General features: G+C 70.7%; 18 protein-coding genes. 11 read left to right on the forward strand and 7 right to left on the reverse strand.

Annotated features, from left to right (window positions below):
• Positions 1–4: 4 nt before the first annotated feature.
• From VGT80_RS01515 to VGT80_RS01530, 4 genes are all read right to left on the reverse strand, one after another.
• Positions 5–1,072: a DUF3667 domain-containing protein gene (locus VGT80_RS01515; RefSeq protein WP_327452262.1), complete on the reverse strand. Its 1,068-nt coding sequence runs from the start codon at positions 1,070–1,072 to the stop codon at positions 5–7.
• A gap of 10 nt (positions 1,073–1,082) precedes the next feature.
• The gene (locus VGT80_RS01520; protein WP_327452263.1) at positions 1,083–2,009 is read right to left on the reverse strand and encodes a DUF3667 domain-containing protein; all 927 of its coding nucleotides are present in this window, start codon (positions 2,007–2,009) and stop codon (positions 1,083–1,085) included.
• 4 nt (positions 2,010–2,013) lie between these two features.
• Complete coding sequence (locus VGT80_RS01525) at positions 2,014–3,606, reverse strand: carboxyl transferase domain-containing protein (RefSeq protein ID WP_327452265.1); 1,593 nt, start codon at positions 3,604–3,606, stop codon at positions 2,014–2,016.
• Between the two features lie 87 nt (positions 3,607–3,693).
• Positions 3,694–5,382 carry an AMP-binding protein gene (locus VGT80_RS01530; protein ID WP_327452266.1) on the reverse strand — a complete coding sequence of 563 codons (1,689 nt, stop codon included), beginning with the start codon at positions 5,380–5,382 and terminating at the stop codon, positions 3,694–3,696.
• An 82-nt stretch (positions 5,383–5,464) separates the two neighbouring features.
• Here VGT80_RS01530 and VGT80_RS01535 point away from each other — a divergent pair, with 82 nt between their 5' ends.
• From VGT80_RS01535 to VGT80_RS01560, 6 genes are all read left to right on the forward strand, one after another.
• Positions 5,465–6,619 carry an acyl-CoA dehydrogenase family protein gene (locus VGT80_RS01535; protein WP_327452267.1) on the forward strand — a complete coding sequence of 385 codons (1,155 nt, stop codon included), beginning with the start codon at positions 5,465–5,467 and terminating at the stop codon, positions 6,617–6,619.
• Positions 6,620–6,799: 180 nt separating this feature from the next.
• Positions 6,800–7,579 (forward strand): enoyl-CoA hydratase/isomerase family protein, encoded by a 780-nt coding sequence (locus VGT80_RS01540; RefSeq protein WP_327452268.1) that lies wholly within the window; start codon positions 6,800–6,802, stop codon positions 7,577–7,579.
• A gap of 51 nt (positions 7,580–7,630) precedes the next feature.
• Complete coding sequence (locus VGT80_RS01545) at positions 7,631–7,864, forward strand: hypothetical protein (RefSeq protein WP_327452269.1); 234 nt, start codon at positions 7,631–7,633, stop codon at positions 7,862–7,864.
• A gap of 101 nt (positions 7,865–7,965) precedes the next feature.
• Positions 7,966–8,811, forward strand: coding sequence for a phytanoyl-CoA dioxygenase family protein (locus VGT80_RS01550; protein ID WP_327452270.1), 846 nt, complete (start codon positions 7,966–7,968; stop codon positions 8,809–8,811).
• Between the two features lie 143 nt (positions 8,812–8,954).
• Complete coding sequence (locus VGT80_RS01555) at positions 8,955–10,010, forward strand: Cj0069 family protein (protein ID WP_327452271.1); 1,056 nt, start codon at positions 8,955–8,957, stop codon at positions 10,008–10,010.
• Positions 10,003–10,701, forward strand: a complete 699-nt coding sequence (locus tag VGT80_RS01560) for a Fe-Mn family superoxide dismutase (protein WP_327452272.1) — start codon at positions 10,003–10,005, stop codon at positions 10,699–10,701. The genes VGT80_RS01555 and VGT80_RS01560 overlap by 8 nt, the downstream gene beginning before the upstream one ends.
• 16 nt (positions 10,702–10,717) lie before the next feature.
• Here VGT80_RS01560 and VGT80_RS01565 read toward each other — a convergent pair whose 3' ends face one another.
• The gene (locus tag VGT80_RS01565) at positions 10,718–11,539 is read right to left on the reverse strand and encodes an enoyl-CoA hydratase-related protein (RefSeq protein WP_327452273.1); all 822 of its coding nucleotides are present in this window, start codon (positions 11,537–11,539) and stop codon (positions 10,718–10,720) included.
• A 96-nt stretch (positions 11,540–11,635) separates the two neighbouring features.
• Here VGT80_RS01565 and VGT80_RS01570 point away from each other — a divergent pair, with 96 nt between their 5' ends.
• From VGT80_RS01570 to VGT80_RS01590, 5 genes are all read left to right on the forward strand, one after another.
• Positions 11,636–13,117: an FAD-linked oxidase C-terminal domain-containing protein gene (locus VGT80_RS01570; protein WP_327452274.1), complete on the forward strand. Its 1,482-nt coding sequence runs from the start codon at positions 11,636–11,638 to the stop codon at positions 13,115–13,117.
• Positions 13,117–14,301 carry a glycolate oxidase subunit GlcE gene (glcE, locus tag VGT80_RS01575; RefSeq protein ID WP_327452275.1) on the forward strand — a complete coding sequence of 395 codons (1,185 nt, stop codon included), beginning with the start codon at positions 13,117–13,119 and terminating at the stop codon, positions 14,299–14,301. Before VGT80_RS01570 ends, glcE begins: the two co-directional genes overlap by 1 nt.
• Positions 14,301–15,584 carry a glycolate oxidase subunit GlcF gene (gene glcF / locus VGT80_RS01580; protein ID WP_327452276.1) on the forward strand — a complete coding sequence of 428 codons (1,284 nt, stop codon included), beginning with the start codon at positions 14,301–14,303 and terminating at the stop codon, positions 15,582–15,584. Before glcE ends, glcF begins: the two co-directional genes overlap by 1 nt.
• Before the next feature lie 373 nt (positions 15,585–15,957).
• Positions 15,958–16,572, forward strand: coding sequence for a glutathione S-transferase family protein (locus tag VGT80_RS01585; RefSeq protein WP_327452278.1), 615 nt, complete (start codon positions 15,958–15,960; stop codon positions 16,570–16,572).
• Positions 16,573–16,608: 36 nt separating this feature from the next.
• On the forward strand, positions 16,609–18,048 hold the full coding sequence (locus tag VGT80_RS01590) for an MFS transporter (protein ID WP_327452280.1): 1,440 nt from the start codon (positions 16,609–16,611) through the stop codon (positions 18,046–18,048).
• Positions 18,049–18,065: 17 nt separating this feature from the next.
• Here the strand turns inward: VGT80_RS01590 and VGT80_RS01595 are convergent, their stop codons facing one another.
• Together VGT80_RS01595 and VGT80_RS01600 are read right to left on the reverse strand one after the other, a co-directional pair.
• Complete coding sequence (locus tag VGT80_RS01595) at positions 18,066–18,224, reverse strand: hypothetical protein (protein WP_327452282.1); 159 nt, start codon at positions 18,222–18,224, stop codon at positions 18,066–18,068.
• Between the two features lie 68 nt (positions 18,225–18,292).
• Positions 18,293–19,636 carry a hypothetical protein gene (locus tag VGT80_RS01600; protein WP_327452283.1) on the reverse strand — a complete coding sequence of 448 codons (1,344 nt, stop codon included), beginning with the start codon at positions 19,634–19,636 and terminating at the stop codon, positions 18,293–18,295.
• Between the last annotated feature and the right edge of the window lie 3 nt (positions 19,637–19,639).

A 19,639-nucleotide genomic window follows, 5' to 3' on the forward strand; every position in this document is an offset into this window, starting at 1 on the left:
GGGCTCACATCTGCGCCAGGGCCAGCGTCATAAGGCCGACCATCAGCACGCCGAACAGGAAGAGGGTCGAGGTCCACAGGAGGCCGGTCTTGACCACCGCGCCCAGCCGGCCGGAGCCGTAGCCGCCGCGCAAGGTCTGGTAGAGGTTGATCGGCGCCCAGATCGAGGCGACCAGGACGGCCCAGCCGCGGGCCGGCTCGGGCAGGATCCAGGCGAGCGCCGAGATCAGGAACACGAAGGACAGGAACTGCATCGCCACGATCAGGTGGTCGTAGATGTAGAACTTCTTCCGGCGGCTGAGGTAGCCCAGGGCCAGGAGGCCGGCCAGGATCGGCAGCAGCAGGAAGGCCAGGCGGTGCGCCCAGGTGAACAGCACCATCAGGTAGTAGTCCTTGTTGGCGACGGCGCGTCGCAGGCGGGGCTTCAGCCATCCCCTGACGGCGGCGTTGCGCTTGGGGTCCTTCACCTTGTCGCCGGTATCCATGTCGAAGGCGGCGTCCACGGCCTGCTGGTCCGAGAGGCTGACGGGCTTTCCGTTGACCGTCACGACCACCGGCTTCGAGGGGTCGGCGGTCGTGGTCGTGACGTGCAGCGACTTCGCCTGCTCGGGGGTCATTACGACGAAGTTGGTGGCGCCGCCCTTGCCGTCCTTCAGCGTGACCGTCTGGCCGTGGGTCTCGGCTTGCTTGATCCCCCCGTGGAACAGGCCCTCCAGCACGAACATGAAGACCAGCAGGGCCACCAGGAACAGGCGAAAGGGCGGAACGTGGCGCTGGCGGCGGCCCTCGAACTGGTCACGCGCCAGCTTGCCGGGGTGGAAGAACAGGGCCGGCAGGGTCTGGGCGAGGCGGCCGTCCAGGTGGGTCAGACCCTCGATCCCTTCCCAGGCCAGGTGCGGCAGGGAGCGGTGGTGGTCGTCGGCGGGCTGGCCGCAGGCATGGCAGTAAGGGCCCTCGAGCGGCGTTGCGCAGTTCGCGCAGGGCGTGCCCGGGGCCGGCGCGTGCCTGGCCTTGCGCTTGAGCAGTCCGCCCAGGGCGCCGGCGCCGATGATCTCGAGTTCCCGCGCGAACATTCGCCGGCTCCTAAGGCGTCAGGGCGAGGGCGACCAGCACCAGGCCGGCCAGCACCAGGATGAACGACAGTCCGAGCCCCACGATCAGCAACACCATGCGCAGCAAGGTCCCGACGACGCTGGTCCGATAGGCTCCGCGCAGGTGGACGAAGAGGTGCACGGGCGCGGCCAGCAGCAGCCAGGCGGCCTGGCCGATCAGCACGCCGCCCAGCAGCACCGCGCTCAGCAGCAGGGCCAGGAAGGACAGGGCGTGCATGGAGAAGATCAGGTGGTCGAAGACATAGACGCCGCGGCTGAAGGCGAACAGCAGGCTGAGCAGCAGGGCGGTCATGGGCAGCATGAGCACGCCCGAGGTCTCCGCCAGGCGCTCCATCACACCGAAGAAAGCCTCGGGATGGGCCATCGCCTTGCCCTGGCGGGCGCGAATCCAGGTTTGCATCGAGTTTTCGCGCACCACGCCGCCGGTGGCGCGGGCGCGGGCCGCCTCGACCTTCGCGCGGGCCGCCGTGGCCACAGCCAGGGTCGGCGCGGCCAGGTGATAGTGCGGGCGCGCGCCGTTCTGGTTCGCGCCCCAGGCGAACAGCAGCAGGATCACCGTCACCAGGTACATCCGGAACGGCGGCACCTGCGCCGCGCGATGACCGTCCAGGTAGTCGCGGGTGAGCTGGCCCGGGCGGTAGATCAGCCGCGGCAGGGTCTTCCAGAACCGGCCATCGAAGTCGGCGAGGCCCTCGACCGCCTCGGCCGCCAGCCGCCAGATCGAGCGGTGGTAGTCCTCGCCCTTCTGGCCGCAGGCGTAGCACCAGGGGCCCTGCAGGGGCTTGGCGCAATTGGGGCAGGGCGCGCCGACCGGCAGGGCGTGTTTCGAGGCGCGGCCGGCCTCGCCGGCGATGGCGGCGGCGGTGGCGGCGTCGACGTCGGGGGTCGCAGCGCTCATCGGCTCACATCCTGAAGACGCCGAAGCGCGTCTCGGGGATCGGGGCGTTCAGCGCCGCGGAGATGGAGAGGCCGAGAACGTCGCGGGTCTGCGCCGGGTCGATGATGCCGTCGTCCCACAGGCGGGCGGTGGCGAAATAGGGGTTGCCCTCGTCCTCGTACTTCTGGCGGACCGGCGCCTTGAAGGCCTCCTCCTGCTTGGCCGTCCACTTGTCGGCGTCGCGATGGACGGTGGCCAGCACGCTGGCCGCCTGTTCGCCGCCCATCACCGAGATGCGGCTGTTGGGCCAGGTCCACAGGAACCGCGGGGAATAGGCGCGGCCGCACATGCCGTAGTTGCCGGCCCCGAAGGAGCCGCCGATCAGGACGGTGAACTTCGGCACATTGGCGCTGGCGACGGCGGTGACCAGCTTGGCGCCGTCCTTGGCGATGCCGCCGGCCTCGTACTTGCCGCCGACCATGAAGCCCGAGATGTTCTGCAGGAAGATCAGCGGGATCTTCCGCTGGCAGGCGAGCTCGATGAAATGGGCGCCCTTCAGCGCGCTCTCGGAGAACAGCACGCCGTTGTTGGCCAGGATCGCCACCGGATAGCCCCAGATGCGCGCGAAGCCGGTCACCAGGGTCGACCCGTAGAGCGGCTTGAACTCGTGGAATTCCGAGCCGTCGACGACGCGGGCGATCACCTCGCGCACCTCGTAGGGCGCGCGCACGTCGGTGGGCACGATGCCGTAGAGCTCCTCGGCGTCATAGGCCGGCGGGCGCGGCTCGGCGAGATCGAGGTCCACGCGCTTGACGGTGTTCAGGTTGGCCACGATCGAGCGGACGATGGCCAGCGCATGCTCGTCGTCGTTGGCCACGTGGTCGACGACGCCGGACTTGCGGCCATGGGTGTCGGCGCCGCCCAGCTCCTCGGCCGATATCACCTCGCCGGTGGCCGCCTTGACCAGCGGCGGGCCGCCCAGAAATATAGTCCCCTGGCCCTTCACGATGATCGTCTCGTCGCTCATCGCCGGGACGTAGGCGCCGCCGGCCGTGCAGGAGCCCATGACGCAGGCGATCTGGCTGATGCCCTCGGCGCTCATCCGGGCCTGGTTGTAGAAGATGCGGCCGAAGTGCTCGCGGTCGGGGAAGACCTCGGCCTGGTGCGGCAGGTTCGCGCCGCCGGAATCCACCAGGTAGACGCAGGGCAGGCGGTTCTGCATCGCGATCTCCTGGGCGCGGAGATGCTTCTTCACGGTGATCGGGAAATAGGCCCCGCCCTTCACCGTGGCGTCGTTGGCGAGGATCATCACCTCGCGCCCGGATACGCGGCCGACGCCTGTGATCAGGCCCGCGCCCGGCGCCTCGTCGTCGTACATCCCATTGCCGGCCAGCTGGCCCATTTCCAGGAACGGCGCGCCGGGATCGATGAGCCGCATGACGCGGTCGCGGGGCAGCAGCTTGCCGCGCGCCTCATGCCGTTCGCGCGAGGCCTTGGGCCCGCCCAGCGCCGCCTCGCCGGCCCGCTGGCGCAGCTCGTCCACCAGCCCCCGGTTGATCTTCGCATTGGCCGCGAACGCGTCGGAGCGCGGATCGACGGTCGTGGCGAGTTTTGTCATGAACCTACCTTAGATGACACCGCGCACGCCCCCTGGGTCCCGGCTCGGCCTACGCAGCTTCGCTGCTTCGTTGGCCGGGATGACAGTTCATGCTGTCTTTTCCAGCACAAGGTCGAGTTCCGCAATCATCGCCGCGCGCATGGCGAACTTTTGCACCTTGCCGGTGACGGTGGTGGGAAATCCGTCCACGAAGCGGACGTAGCGTGGAATCTTGTAGTGGGCGATCTGACCCTGGCAGTAGGCCCGCACCTCGTCTTCCGCCAGGCTCGCGCCGGACTTCACGACGATCCAGGCGGCCAGCTCCTCGCCGAACTTGCGGTCGGGGACGCCGATCACCTGCACGTCCTGGATGGCCGGGTGGCGGTAGAGGAACTCCTCGATCTCGCGGGGATAGATGTTCTCGCCGCCGCGGATGACCATGTCCTTGATGCGCCCGACGATGTTGCAATAGCCGGCGTCATCGATGGTCGCCAGGTCGCCGGTGTGCATCCAGCCGGCGGCGTCCAGCGCCTCGGCGGTGCGCTGCGGATCGTCCCAGTAGCCCAGCATCACCGAATAGCCGCGGGTGCAAAGCTCGCCCGGTTCGCCGCGGGGTGTGATGCGGCCCTGGGGATCGACGATCTTCACCTCGACGTGCGGGTGGACGCGGCCGACGGTGCCGACGCGACGCTCGAGGGTGTCGTCGGGGCTGGTCTGGAAGGAGACGGGCGAGGTCTCGGTCATGCCATAGACGATGGAGACCTCCGGCATGTGCATCCGCTCGATGATCTGACGCATCACCTCCACGGGGCAGGGCGCGCCGCCGATGATGCCGGTGCGCAGGGTGGTGAGGTCGAAGCGGTCGAACTCCGGATGGCCCAGCATGGCGATGAACATGGTGGGCACGCTGTAGAGCACCTCACAGCGCTCGGCCTGCACCGCCTCCATCGCAGCCCCGGGGTCGAAGCCCTCCGACGGATAGACCATGGTGGCGGCGTGGGTCAGGCAGGCGAGGTTGCCGATCACCATGCCGGCGCAGTGGTAGAGAGGCACCGGGATACAGACGCGCTCGCCCGGGGCGAAGCGCATGATCTGGCCGCAGAAAAAGCCGTTGTTGAGGATGTTGTGGTGCGAGAGCGTCGCGCCCTTCGGCGAGCCGGTGGTGCCGGATGTGAACTGGATATTGATCGGATCGTCGAACTGCAGCTCAGGCGCCAAGGCCTCGAGCGCCTTCAGGTCCCGGGGGCGGCCCGCCTCCAGCGCTCGGGGGAAGGCCACGCAGCCGGGGTGCTGATCCTCGCCGATGGTGATGACCAGCTTCAGGTGCGGCAGGCGCGCCGCGGCGAGCTTGCCGGGCGTGGCGCCCGCAAGCTCCGGGGCGAGCTCGCGCAGCATGGCGACATAGTCGCTGGTCTTGTGGCGCACGGCCGTGACCAGGGCCTTGCAGCCCACCTTGTTGAGCGCGTACTCGGCCTCGGCCGGGCGGTAGGCCGGGTTGATGTTGACCAGGATCATGCCGGCCTTGGCCGTGGCGAACTGGGTGATCGCCCACTCTGCACAGTTGGGCGCCCAGATGCCGACCCGGTCGCCGCGGGCGAGGCCCTGCGCGAGCAGGCCGGCCGCCAGGGCGTCGACGCGGTCCTTGAGCTCGGCGTAGGTCCAGCGGATCTGCTGGTGGCGTGAGATCAGCGCCAGGGTGTCCGGGTATTCCGCGCAGACACGGTCGAACTCGGCGCCGATGGTGCGTCCGATCAACGGCTTGTCGCCGGTCCCGCTGACGTAGCTGGGCTCTGCCATGAGCTCCTCCCCGAACCCTGTTTGGCGGCAGCCTAGCCCATTCGGGTTGGCGCGCCCAAGACGAGGCGCCATTGATGCGCCCGTGGCCAACGAATCCTTCCCCGAAATCCGCGAGGCCGTGCGTCGGCTCTGCGCGCGGTTCCCCGGCCCCTACTGGCGGGCCCTGGATCGCGAGCGCGCCTATCCGACGGAATTCGTCCGCGCCCTGACCGAGGCGGGATTCCTCTCGGTGCTGATCCCGGAGGACTATGGCGGCTCGGGGCTGGGTCTGAGCGCGGGCGCCGCGGTGCTGGAGGAGATCCACCGCTCGGGCGGCAACGGCGGCGCCTGCCACGCCCAGATGTACACCATGGGCGTGGTGCTCAGGCACGGCAGCCCCGCGCAGAAGGCGGCCTATCTGCCGAAGATCGCCTCGGGCGAGCTGCGGCTGCAGGCGTTCGGCGTCACCGAGCCGGACGCCGGCACCGACACCACCCGGATCACCACCTTCGCCAAGAAGGTCGGCGGAAGTTATGTCGTCAACGGCCGCAAGCTGTGGATCAGCCGGGCGGAGCATTCCGACCTGATGGTGCTGCTCTGCCGGACCACGCCGCGCGATGAGGCCGCCAAGCCCTCCGACGGGATGAGCGTGTTGCTGGTCGACCTGCGCGACGCGGTGGGGAACGGCCTGACCATCACCCCGGTCCGCACCATGCTGAACCACGCCACGACCGAGCTCGCCTTCGAGGATCTGGAGGTCCCGGCGGCGAACCTGATCGGCGCGGAGGGCCAGGGCTTCCGCTACATCCTCGACGGCATGAACGCCGAGCGGATCCTGATCGCGGCGGAGTGCATCGGCGACGCGAAGTTCTTCATCGACCGCGCGGGCGCCTACGCAAAGGACCGCGAGGTGTTCGGCCGCCCGATCGGGGCGAACCAGGGCGTGCAGTTCCCGATCGCCCGGGCCTACGTCCAGATGACGGCGGCCGAGCACATGGTGGGCCACGCCGCGGCCCTGTTCGAGGCGGGCCAACCCTGCGGGACCGAGGCCAACATGGCCAAGCTCGCGGCCTCGGAGGCCAGCTGGTTCGCGGCCGACATGTGCCTGCAGACCCACGGCGGCTTCGGCTTCGCCGAGGAGTTCGACATCGAGCGCAAGTTCCGCGAGACGCGGCTCTACCAGGTGGCGCCGATCTCCACGAACCTGATCCTCTCCCACGTGGCCACCCACGTGCTGGACCTGCCGAAGTCGTTTTGAGGATGTGCGGGGTGCTGCAGGACTTGGCGATCCTCTCCCCCTTGCGGGGAGAGGGTAGGGTGTGGGGGTGTCGGCGCGGCGCTTCTGATTTCGAACCACAGCGAGGCATCGCCGGCATGTTCACAGCCAGCACCCCCACCCCAACCCCTCCCCGCAAGGGGGAGGGGCGCGAGGACGGACATGCCTGAGACGATCCTGATCCGTGAGCCCGCCCCCGGCGTCGCCGTCGTGGCCTTCAACCGGCCCGAGGTCGCCAATGCGCTCTCGACCCAGATGGGGATGGAGCTGCTGGAGGCCTGGACGGCGCTGGGAGGACGCGCTGACGTCCGCTGCGTGATCCTCACCGGCGAGGGGCGGCACTTCCAGGCCGGCGCCGACCTCAAGGAGCGCAACGGCATGACCGATGCGGCCTGGGCCGAGCAGCACAAGGTGTTCGAGGCCATGGTGCGGGCCCAGCTCGCCGTGCCCGTGCCGGTGATCGCCGCGGTGAACGGCGCGGCCATGGGCGGCGGCTGCGAGATGACGCTGGCCTGCGACTTCGCCTATGCGGCCGAAGGCGCGCGGTTCGGCCTGCCGGAGGTGACGCTGGGGATCATGCCGGGGCTCGGCGGGACGCAGTTGCTGACCCGCTCGGTGGGCGAGCGCCGCGCGGTGGAGATCCTGGTGAGCGGACGGCCGTTGAGCGCCGCCGAGGCGCTGGAGGCCGGCATCGTCAACCGGGTGGTCCCCGTCGACCAGCTGATGCCCGCAGTGCTGGAGACCGCGACGCGGATCGCCGCCAACGCGCCGCTGTCTGTGAAGGCGCTGAAGCATGTGGTCCACGAGGGCGATTCGCTCGACCTGGCGGCGGCCATGGCGCTGGAGCTCGCCCACTACAACCGCCTGTTCAAGACCGCCGACCGGCGCGAGGGCGTCGCCAGCTTCAACGAAAAGCGCAGGCCGCAATTCCGCGGCGAATGAACCATCCGGCGGCCTCATGCGTAAGGGCTGCCAAGAGTGGGAGATATGCCAATGAAGATGCTCGTCGCCGCCGCGGCCTGCGCGGTCCTCGCGCTGTCCGCCTCCGCCGCCGACGCCAAGGGGTGCCTGAAGGGCGCCGCCGTGGGCGGGGTGGCGGGCCATTTCGTGGGCCACCATGCCGTTGCCGGGGCCGCCGTCGGCTGCGCCATCGGCCACCACCAGGCGACCAAGAAGGCCAAGGCGGCTGCGGCCCCTGCGCCGGCCGCCCCGCCCGCCAAGCGCTAGGCGGTCCCGCCGCCCCTCGCCGCCCTGGTCGAGCGGACCCAGCGGGCCATTGCCGGGCGCTCCCCGGCGGGCCTAGGCTTGGCTAGCCGAGGAGCCTTGCCATGATCCGACGCGGCCGCGCCTATCTCGAACCCCGTGACGCCCCCGCCAGCGCCGAGAGCGAACAGCTGGAGCGCGAGGGCTATACGATCATCCGCGGCCTGCTGAGCGACGCCGAGGTGGCCGAGCTGCGGGCCGAGATCGGCGAGGTGTTCGCCCGCGATCCGCCCGACGAGCGCAACCAGCTGCCGCCGGAAGACCGCGACATGTTCCGCTACGCCATGCTGAACCGCAGCGCCGCGGCGCAGGCGGCCGTGGCCCATCCGCGCCTGCTGTCGGTGATCGAGCCGTTGCTGGGCGAGGACTGCCACGTGATCGCCAACACCGCCTGGCGCAACCCGGCCGGCCAGCCCGGCTCGCACGGCGGCCAGAACTGGCACATCGACGCCGGGCCGCATGTGCCCCTGCCACAGGGCGTGCGCTGGCCGGCCGATATCCCACACCCGGTGTTCGCGCTGGGCGTGCACCTCTATCTGCAGGACTGCGCGATGGAGGATGGCCCGACCGGCGTCCTGCCCGGCAGCCACCTGTCCGGCCGGCCGCCGCCGCATGACCGGCTGCTGGACGACGACCTCGACTATGACGGCCGCCGGGTCGAGCCGCTGATCGCCAAGGCGGGCGACGCGGGCCTGTTCGTCTCCGACATCTGGCACCGGCGGATGCCGACGCGGGACGGCGACCACGGGCGGTTCTTCCTGCAGGTCCACTACGGCCGCCGCGACATCGCCCAGCGGATCCTGCCGACCGCCCAGGCCAACCAGCTGTCGCCGGAAGCCATCGCGCGGGCCTCCACCGAGCGCGAGCGCCGCGTCATCGGCCTGCACCCGCCGTTCTTCTACGACGGGTGAGGCGGGGTCGGCGAAGGCTTGAACCGCCAGGCGAAGGCGCTAGTGTCCGTGCTTCCGGGCTGACGCGGGCGCCCGACCAGACGGTTCGCCGTCCAAGACCCGCTCCTGTCGGCTTGACCGCGAGGTCAGGCAGGAGCGTGAAAATGACACAACCGGATCCCTTCAAGGTGGCGATCGTCTGGCGTGGCGACGCGCAGGCCCGCGCCGAGGCGCAGCCGGGTCGCCTCAAGGCCATCTTCGAGGCGCTGAACCGGCACGCAGTCGCTGCGGAGCCCGCGGTCTGGTCAGAAGCGCTGACGGCCGAGGTCCGCGCGCAGCTCCTTCGCATGGACGGCGTGCTGGTCTGGGTGGATCCGATCTCCGCCGCGACCGGCGATCGGCGCGGCGCGCTGGACGAGCTGCTGCGCGAGGTGGCGGAGACCGGCGTCTTCGTCAGCGCCCATCCCGACGTCGCCGCGAAGATGGGCGTCAAGGCGGTGCTCTACCGGACACGCGACCTCGGCTGGGGTAGCGATACGCACCTCTATGAGACGCACGACGACTTCGCGCGCGAGTTCCCCGCGCGCCTGGCCCGCGGCGCCCGGGTGCTGAAGCAGAACCGCGGCAACGGCGGCATCGGTGTGTGGCGGGTCGAGACGCTCGACGAGGCCAACGTCCGAGCGAAGGAAGCCCGGGGGGATGGCGAATTCCGCAACCTGCGGCTGGCGGACTTCATCGCCGAACGCGCCGAGGACTTCTCAGGCGGCGAACCCCTCGTCGATCAGGCGTTCCAGCCGCGCCATCTGGAAGGGATGATCCGCTGCTACATGGTGGGCGGCGAGGTGGCCGGCTTCGGCCGCCAGATGGTCCGCGCCCTGGCCGATCCCAAGGACGGCCCGGCGGAGCCCAGGCTCTACTCCGGACCGGACGACGCCCGTTTCCAGAGCCTGCGGACCCTCATGGAGCGCGACTGGGCGCCGGGCCTGGCGCGGCGCCTGGAGATCGACCCCGAGGCCCTGCCGGTGATCTGGGACGCCGACTTCCTGCTCGGGCCGAAGACGGCGGCCGGCGAGGACAGCTACGTGCTCTGCGAGATCAATGCGAACTCGGTCTTCCCGATCCCGGACGAAGCGCCCGAGGCTCTGGCCAAGACACTCCTGCGCCGGCTCTCCGCTGTCCGCCGCCAAATCCCCTCAAGCCCTGGAGAACGCCATGACTGACCTCAACCTCGACCGCCGCCTGCTGCTGGGCGGTCTCGCCCTGGCCGGAGCTGCCGCCGGCGCGCCCGCGTCCGCCCAACCCGCACCGGCCGCGACCGGCGGCTTCACGCCGCAACCGCTGCCGTTCGATTCCAAGGCTGTGCCCGGCCTCTCGGAGACGCTCCTGGTCAGCCACCACGACAACAACTACGTGGGCGCGGTGAAGCGGCTGGGCGCGATCCGCGCGGCGTTCGGAAAGCTCGATCCCGCCACCGCGCCGGTCTTCGAGATCAACGGGCTCAAGCGCGAGGAGCTGATCGCCTGGAATTCGATGATCCTGCACGAGGTCTATTTCGCGGGGCTTACCCCCGCGGCGCCCCCAAGCCCGCCCCTGGCCCAGGCTCTCGAACGGGACTTCGGGAGCCACGCGCGCTGGGCCATGGAGTTCGCGGCCATGGGCAAGGCGCTGGGCGGCGGGTCCGGCTGGGTGGTCCTCACCTACAGCCGCCACGACGGCCGGCTGGTGAACGCCTGGGCCTCCGACCACACGCAGACGATGGCCGATGGCGCGCCGCTCCTGGCGCTCGACATGTACGAACACGCCTACCACATGGACTATGGCGCCAAGGCCGCCGCCTACGTCGACGCCTTCATGAAAGCCGTCTCCTGGCGCCACGCCAACGAGGCCTTCCGCCGCGCGGCGGTCTCCTGAGGCCAGGGGCGCCGGCTCAGCTCTTGGTGCGGTAGTCGCCGAAGACGCCGTCGCGGGCGTCCAGGGCCTCGCGCACGCCGTCCCTGAAGCGGGCGAAGGTCTCGCGGCTGGAGGTCGTGGTGAGCGCAAGCGCCTGGATCTCGGTTCCGGCGCGGATGGCGGCGCGCAGGCCCATGATCTCCATGGCGCGGTGGACGGATCGCTTGTTCATCTGCTGCACGTCGGTCGGGATCTTGGCGACGCGCTCAGCCATCGCCAGCACCTCGGCCTCCAGCCGCTCGGCGGGGAAGGCGCGGTTGGCGAAGCCGACGCGGACCGCCTCGTGGCCATCGATGGCGTCGCCTGTCAGCATCATCTCCATGGCGGGGCGCAGGCCGCAGAGCCAGGCGTGGAACTGGTTGTCCGGCGGGCTCATCATGCGCACCGGGGGGTAGCCGATCTGGGCGTCCTGCGCGACATAGACCAGGTCGCAGGCGGTCGCGAGTTCCGAGCCGCCGGCCAGGCACCAGCCGTGCACCTGGGCGATGACCGGCTTGGCCAGGTCCCAGACCTTGAAACAGCCCTCGACCACATGGCGCGCCCACTGGCCGGCGCCGGCGGCCGTCTCGTACGGATAAGGCTGCGCCGCCCCGCCGCCGAGGTCATAGCCCGCGGAGAAGCACGAGCCCGCGCCGCGCAGGATGGTCACCCGCACGTCGGGATCGCGGTCGGCGGCCTCCAGGGCCTCAAGCACGGCGCCGCGCAGGTCGTTGGAGAGCGCGTTGCGCTTCTCCGGCCGGTTGAGCGTCAGGCGGCGCACGTGCGGCGCAGGGTCGTCGATCAGCAGGATGTCGGCCATGGGGTCCCTCCGGCGGTGAGCTTGCGCCCATGTCGCGGCGGCAGGGAAGCGCTGGAGCCCAGGCGACCAATCGGGGTACTGCTGGCGGCGATGAAGATGCCTCAGCCCGACGCGGCCACGATCGCCAACAAGGCCGAGATCGTGCGCGCCTTGAGGAAGCTGGTCCCTGGCGAAGGGGTGATCGGCGAGGACAGCGCCCTGGTCCCCTACGAGTCCGACGGCCTGTCGGCCTATCGGCAGCGGCCCCTGGCGGTGGTGCTGCCGGAGACCGTCGGGCAGGTCTCGGCGGTGCTGGCCTGGTGCCAGGCCCATGGGGTCAAGGTCGTGCCGCGCGGGGCGGGGACCTCCCTGTCGGGCGGCGCCCTGCCGCTGACCGATGGGATCGTCCTGGGGATGGCGAAGTTCAACCGCATCCTCGAGGTCGACTACGAGAACCGCTGCGCGGTGGTCCAGCCCGGGGTGACCAATCTGGCCATCACCGAAGCGGTGCAGGCCGACGGCTTCTACTATGCGCCCGATCCGTCGAGCCAGATCGCCTGCACCATCGGCGGCAATGTGGCGGAGAATTCGGGCGGGGTGCACTGCCTGAAGTACGGGCTGACCACCAACAATCTGCTGGGCTGCGAGATCGTGCTGATGGACGGCCAGGTGGTCCGCCTCGGCGGGCGCGGCTACGACGCCGCGGGCTATGACCTGCTGGGCCTGGTCACCGGCTCGGAGGGGCTGCTGGCGGTGGTGACCGAGGTCACGGTGCGCCTGTTGCCGACCCCGCAGACGGCGCGGGCGCTCTTGCTGGGCTTCCCCTCGGTGGAGGCGGCGGGCGCCACGGTGGGCGACATCATCGCCGCCGGCATCATCCCGGCGGGGTTGGAGATGATGGACAAGCCGGCGATCCAGGCGGCGGAAGCTTTCGTCGCCGCCGGCTATCCGACCGAGGCGCAGGCCCTGCTGATCGTCGAGCTGGACGGCCCGCAGGCGGAGTGCGGCGAACTCGCCGGCCACGTGAAGGCCCTGGCCCAGGCCCGCGGCGCCGACTTCATCCGCGTGTCGCGCGACGAGACGGAGCGGTTGCGGTTCTGGGCGGGGCGCAAGGCGGCCTTCCCGGCGGTCGGGCGCATCTCGCCGGACTACTACTGCATGGACGGCACGATTCCCCGGGCCCAGCTGCCGCCGGTCCTGACGCGGATCTATGAGATGGCGCGTGACTACGGGCTGGGGGTGGCCAACGTGTTCCACGCCGGCGACGGCAATCTGCACCCCCTGATCCTCTACGACGCCGACAAGGAGGGCGAGCTGGAGCGGGCCGAGGCGTTCGGCGCCGACATCCTGAAGCTCTGCGTGGCGGTCGGCGGGGTGCTGACCGGCGAGCACGGGGTTGGCGTCGAGAAGCGCGACCTGATGGGCGAGATGTTCGACGAGACCGATCTGGCCTGCCAGCAGCGGGTGAAGTGCGCCTTCGACCCTGACGGCCTGCTCAATCCCGGCAAGGTGTTCCCGGTGCTGCACCGCTGCGCCGAGCTCGGCCGCGTGCACGTCCACCGTGGGAAGGTCGCCTTCCCCGAACTGCCCAGGTTCTGATGCTGGACGAAGCGACCCGTCTGCTCACGCCCGCCACGCCCGACGAGGTGCTGGAGATCCTCGCCGAGGCGGCCGCGGCCCAGCGGCGCATCGAGGTGGTGGGGGGCGGCACCAAGCGGAGCGTCGGCAAGGTCGAGCGGCCGGAGCTGACGTTGAGCCTGGCGGGCCTGGACGCGGTTCTCGACTACGCCCCGGAAGAACTAGTGCTGACCGCGCGGCCGGGGGCGAAGCTGAAGGACCTCGAGAAGCTGGTCGCCTCCGAGGGGCAGATGCTGCCCTTCGAACCGCCCCGGCTGGCGAAACTGCTCGGCGCCAAGGGCGAGCCGACCCTGGGCGGAGCGCTGGCGGCCAACCTGTCGGGACCGCGGCGGATCCGGGCCGGCGCGGCGCGCGACCACCTGCTGGGCTTTGCGGCGGTGAGCGGGCGGGCGGAATCGTTCAAGGCCGGCGGCAAGGTGGTGAAGAACGTCACCGGCTACGACCTGTCGAAACTGATGGCCGGGTCGTGGGGCACGCTGGCGGTGATGACCGAGGTGACCATCAAGGTGCTGCCCAAGCCCAAGACCGAGGCCAGCCTGCTGCTCTTCGGCCTCGACGACCGCCGCGCGACCCAGGCCATGGCGCAGGCCCTGAACGCCCCGGTCGAGGTGTCGGGCGCGGCGCACCTGCCGCCGGCGATCGCGGCGCGCGCGCCCCTGAAGGCCGAGATGGCGGTAACGGCGCTCAGGCTGGAGGGCTTCGACAAGTCCGTGGCGGCGCGGGTCGAGACGCTGCGCGAGGCGCTGAAGGCGTTCGGCCGCGTCGAGCGGCTGGACGCGGCCCTCTCGCGCGGGTTCTGGGCCCAGGTGCGCGAGGTCGAGGTGTTCCAGAAGGACGCCCGGCCGCTGTGGCGGGTCTCCACGCCGCCGGCCTCGGGCTGGCGGATCGGCGAGGCGCTGAAAGGCCAGGAGGGCGGTCATGAGGTGCTCTACGACTGGGCCGGCGGCCTGGTCTGGGCGCAATCGGACGACGCCCAGGCGGTGCGCGCCGCCGCGCGGGCGGCCGGCGGGCACGCGGCGCTGTGGCGAGGCGAGGCGGCGCTGGCCGCCTTCGAACCGCTGGAGGGCGCGCTATCGGCGCTGACGGCGCGGGTGAAGGCGGCGTTCGATCCGCACGGCATCCTCAATCCGGGACGGCTGGGCTGATGCGCACCGATTTCACAGCCGCCCAGCTCGCCGATCCGGACTATGCCGCGAGCAATGCGGAGATCCGCAAGTGCGTGCACTGCGGCTTCTGCACGGCGACCTGTCCGACCTATGTGCTGCTGGGCGACGAGCGCGACAGCCCGCGCGGGCGGATCGAGCTGATCCGCGCCATGCTGGAGCGCGGCAAGGCGCCGACCAGGGCCGAGGTCACCCACATCGACCGCTGCCTCTCGTGCCTGGCCTGCGCCACGACCTGCCCGTCCGGCGTCGACTACGGCCAGCTGATCGGCCATGCGCGGGCCTATGTGCAGGCGAACTACCGGCGGCCCCTGCCGGAGCGGCTGCTGCGCTGGGCGATCCCCCATGTGCTCACGAGGCCGCGGCATCTGAAGGCCGGTCTGGCGCTGGGCCGCGCCGTGCAGCGGTTCGAGCCGTGGTTCGAGCGGCTGCGGCTGGGCGGTCTGGCCGCCCTGCTGCGGCTCGTGCCCGCAGCCGCCCAGGCGCCGCGCGGCGTCGGCCTGTACCCGGCGGTCGAGGACCGGCGCGGCCGGGTGATCCTGCTGCAGGGCTGCGTCGAGCCCGCCATGGCGCCCCAGATCCGTGAGGCGGCGGTGCGGTTGCTGGCCCGGTCGGGCTTCGACGTGGTGCTGGCGGCGGGCGAGGGGTGCTGCGGAGCGCTCTCGGAACATCTCGGCCGGGCGGAGGAGGCGCGCGGCATGGCGCGGCGCAACGTCCGGGCCTGGGCCGCGGCGGGCGAGGTCGACGCCATCGTCACCACCGCGGCCGGCTGCGGCACGACGCTGAAGGCCTACGACCACCTGCTGGGCGAGGCCCGCGCGGGCGCCGCGGCCAAGGCGCGCGACATCCTGGAATTCCTGGGCGAGGTCGGCCTGCCGCCCATCGCCAATCCGCAGCCGATCAGCGTCGCCTACCACGCCCCCTGCTCGCTGCAGCATGGCCAGAAGGTGCTGGCCGAGCCGGCGCGGCTGCTGCGCGAGGCCGGCTTCGACGTGCGGACGGTGCCGGAGGGCCACCTCTGCTGCGGCTCGGCGGGGGTCTACAACATCCTGCAGCCGGAGTTGGCCGCGCGCCTACGCGACCGCAAGGCGGCCAATATCGCCCGCACCCAGGCCCAGGTTGTCGCCGCCGGCAATGTCGGTTGCATGGCGCAGATCGCACCGGCGCTGGAGACGCCGGTGGTGCATCCGGTGGAACTGCTGGACTGGGCGACCGGCGGCCCGCGCCCGCAGGCGCTGGATCGGCTCAGGGTTCGTAAGGCCTAAGCCCTGCTCAGTAGGCGCAGGCGTCGGCGAGCGGCTTGTCCGCCGGGATCGGCGCCTCGGCGCCGCCCATGCCGCCGGGAGGCCGGCGCGAACTCACGAAATGCCCGAAGCCCGGGGGGAACCCCTTGGGCCGAACAGGCTTCCTGGAAAAGGACCGGAGGCGCCCGAGCAGGTCGTCGAGGGTCTCGCTCGATCCGACGAGGTCTGGTTTCAGCTGGCCGTAAGTCATGCCGGTGTTATGCCATTTTCCGCGACATCACGCCACAGCTAACAGAACGTTAACCGTATTTTTTTGAGCAGCCGACTGATTCGTTGACCGAAAATTGGGCTGCGGCCAAGGTTCCGGTTCCTGCGGTCAAGCTTAGGGTTGCGTATGAAACTGTATCAATCGATCGGCCCCAATCCACGTGTCGTTAAGATGTTCATCGCCGAAAAGGGCCTCGACATCCCGCGGGTGGACGTCGACTTGCTGGGCGGCGAAAACCGCCAGCCGCCGCACATGACGCGCAACCCCTCGGGCCAGACGCCGTGCCTGGAGCTGGACGACGGCCGCCACCTCGCCGAGATCACCGCCATCTGCGAGTACCTCGAGGAGACCCATCCCACGCCGCCGCTGATCGGGACGACGCCGGAAGAGCGCGCCGAGACGCGCATGTGGACCCGCCGCGTCGACCTTCGGATCTGCGAACCCATGGCCAACGGCTTCCGCTTCGGCGAGGGGCTCGGCTTGTTCAAGGACCGGGTGCTTTGCGTGCCGGAGGCCTCGCCCGGCCTAAAGGCGATGGCCCGGAACGGCGAGGAATGGTTGGAGGGCCAGCTCAAGGGGCCGTGGATCTGCGGCGAGCGCTTCACGCTCGCCGACATCCTGCTGTTCGGCTTCATCGAGTTCGGCGGCGAGGTGGGCCAGCCGCTGGATCCGGGCTTCAAGAAGCTGACCGCCTGGGCCGAGCGGGTGTGCAAGCGGCCGAGCGTGGCGGCCAGCGCCTAGCGGGGATCGAAGGGCGGGATTATGGGTTTGCCGCCCATGCCGCCTGCCGCCCCCGATACCGACGCCCACGCCGCCGCGGGGACGCCCGATGGCTTGCCGATCCCGCGGCGCTACTGGTCGATGGCCGCCATCTGGCTGGCCATGGCCATGTCGGTGCTGGACGGGGCGATCGCCAATGTGGCGCTGCCGACCATCGCGCGCGAGCTGCACGCCCTGCCCGCCGCCTCGATCTGGATCATCAACGCCTACCAGCTCGCCATCACCGTGACCCTGCTGCCGCTGGCGGCGCTGGGGGACAAGCTGGGCTATCGGCGGGTCTATATTGCGGGCCTGGCGGTGTTCACCGTGGGCTCGCTGGCCTGCGCCCTGTCGCACTCCCTGACCGCGCTCACCGCCGCGCGCGTGCTGCAGGGGCTCGGGGCGGGCGGCATCATGAGCATCAACGCCGCCTTGGTGCGCTTCACCTATCCGAAGAAGCTGCTCGGCCGCGGCATCGGACTGAACGCCCTGGTGATCTCGATCTCGGCGGCGATCGGGCCGACGGTGGCCTCGGCGATCCTGTCGGTGGCCTCCTGGGAGTGGCTGTTCGCCGTCAACGTGCCGATCGGCGTCGTGGCCATCGCCATGGGCCTGAAGGCCCTGCCGAGGACCGTTGGTTCGAGGCGGCGCTTCGACCTGATCTCGGCCGGGCTCAACGCGGCGACCTTCGGCTTCCTGATCACCGGGGCGGAGAGCATGGCGCGCAGCGGCCTCGCCTCGGGGCTGACCCAGCTCGCCCTCGGCCTGGCCGCCGGGGCGCTGCTGGTGCGCCGCGAGCTGAAGCTGGAGGCGCCGCTGGTGCCCTTCGACCTGCTGCGCATCCCGATCTTCGGCCTGTCGATCCTGACCTCGATCATCGCCTTCGGGGCGCAGATGATGGCCTATGTCGGCCTGCCCTTCTATTTCCAGACGGTGCTTGGCCGCAGCGCCGTGCAGACCGGCCTGCTGATGACGCCGTGGCCGCTGGCCGTCGGCGTCGCCGCCCCGATCGCCGGACGCCTGGCGGACCGCTATCGGGCCGGCGCGCTGGGCGGCGCGGGGCTCGCGGTGTTCGCGCTGGGGCTCTATCTGCTGTCGACGATCCAGGCGGGCGCGACGAACCTCGACATCGCCTGGCGGATGGCGGTCTGCGGCCTGGGGTTCGGCTTCTTCCAGTCGCCCAACAACCGGGCCATGGTCACCGCCGCACCCCTGCACCGGAGCGGCGCGGCCGGCGGGGCGCTGGCGACCGCGCGGCTGCTCGGACAAACCGCGGGCGCGGTGACCACGGCGGTGTTTTTCCACCTGGCCGGGACCCATGCGACGACCACGGCCCTGGCGACGGCGGCAGGGCTGGCGGCGCTCGCGGCGGCGGTCAGCCTGTCACGGCTGAAGCTCGCCCCGCGGCCGCGGCCGGAGCCGCTGGACCGGGTCGACCACGTGGCGGCCGGGCCTTAGCGCCGGCCGCTTTGGGACTAGCCCTGGCCGTAGAAGATCAGGCCGGACAGGTCTTGCCGGCCGAGGTCGCGCCGGACGCGCGGGCCGATAGCGGAGGGCGCGCGGTGCTTGATCCGCCGGACCCGGACGACGATGGGCGGCGCCTTCTGGCGAACGCTCCGGTGAAGGGATGTCATGGCTCTCCTCTCCATGTGACGCTGCCAAACAGCGCCGCTTGGCGAACGGTTCCGCTTGCACGAGAAATTCAGCGCAGCTTGAACCGAACGAAGCCCATGGCGCCGTGCGGGTCGGTCCCGCCAAAGAGCGGACCGAGCGCCTCGGGGACGAAATTCCAGGCGTAGAGCGCGCCCAGGCCGAAGCTCAGGTGGTCGGCCACCGGCCAGTCGTGGATCGCGCCGATCGAGACCTTGCCGACCGTGAAGACGCGACCGGCCAGCGGGCCGCCGGCCACCAGCTCGTCGTTGTCCACGCGCTCGGCGCGGGCAAACACGGTCCAGGGGGCCGCCGGCTTGATGGCGCTCTCGAGCACCCAGGCCGGCAGGGTCCCATGCGAGCTGGTCCGCTGGCCCCAGGCGGCCGTCGTCGACCACCAGCCGTCGGCGCCGAAGGGCGTCGTGTAGATGGCGCTCGCCGACCACTTCTCCTGGTTCAAGGCGGGCTCAAGCTGCTCGGGGCTTTTCTCGTCGGCCCAGGAGGCCTGCAGGGAGAGGTTGCGCGTGGGGTTCCACGACAGGCGCAGGGCGGTGGAATCGAGCTTCGGCGCCTCGATGTCGAAGCGGTGCTGGTCGGGCTCGCGGCCCCGATAGCGGGAGACTTCCGCCTTCCAGTTGTCGTGCACATAGCCCGCCGTCAGCACGCCCATGGTGATGTGCGTCGAGTCCAACCAGTGATGGCTGATCGGCGCCTCGGGGGAGTCCATGATCGACTGCCGGTGCATGAAGGCCGGCGGCCCGAACGCCGGCTCGCCCGGCAGGCCGGCGTAGAGGAAGACGCTGTCGCTGTCGGTGAGCTTGTGGGTGTAGCTGGTCGACAGCTCCATGAAGAGGTCGTGCGGGTGCTGGCGATCGATCAGCGGCGTCTTGCCGTCGGCGGTCTCGCCGGTGGCGAGCAGCAGCGGATAGCCGCCCGGACCCATGAACGGATCGGGGCTGAGCATGGCCTTGAACTGGACCATGTCGCCGCTGGCGAAGGTGCGCTTGGCCATGCCCATCAGCATTCCGGAGGCAAAGCCCTTGGTGTCTCCGCGCGGACCTTGCTGCCAGTCGTAGACGCCGTTGACGGTGGCGTGCAGCATGACCATCCAGTCGCCGCGCATGATGTGCAGGCCCTCGTGCTCCGAGGCGTCCGGCTGCCAGGCGGTGCCGGAGGCCTCGCGGGTCATCGGATAGCCGCCCAGCGCCCCGGTCATCTTGTGCATGGGCATGTCCATGCCGGGCATGGCCGCCACGGGCGCCGCCGCAGCCGCCGGGGCGGCGTGGCTCATTGCGGGCATATCGGGCATGGGCTGGGCGGCAGGGGCCGCCGGCTCTGCGAGGGCGTTTCCTGCGCCGCCCAGCAGGATCGCGGCGGCGCAGGCGAAGCGGATCATCGG

Source organism: Phenylobacterium sp. (assembly GCF_035944335.1).
GTDB lineage: Bacteria > Pseudomonadota > Alphaproteobacteria > Caulobacterales > Caulobacteraceae > Phenylobacterium.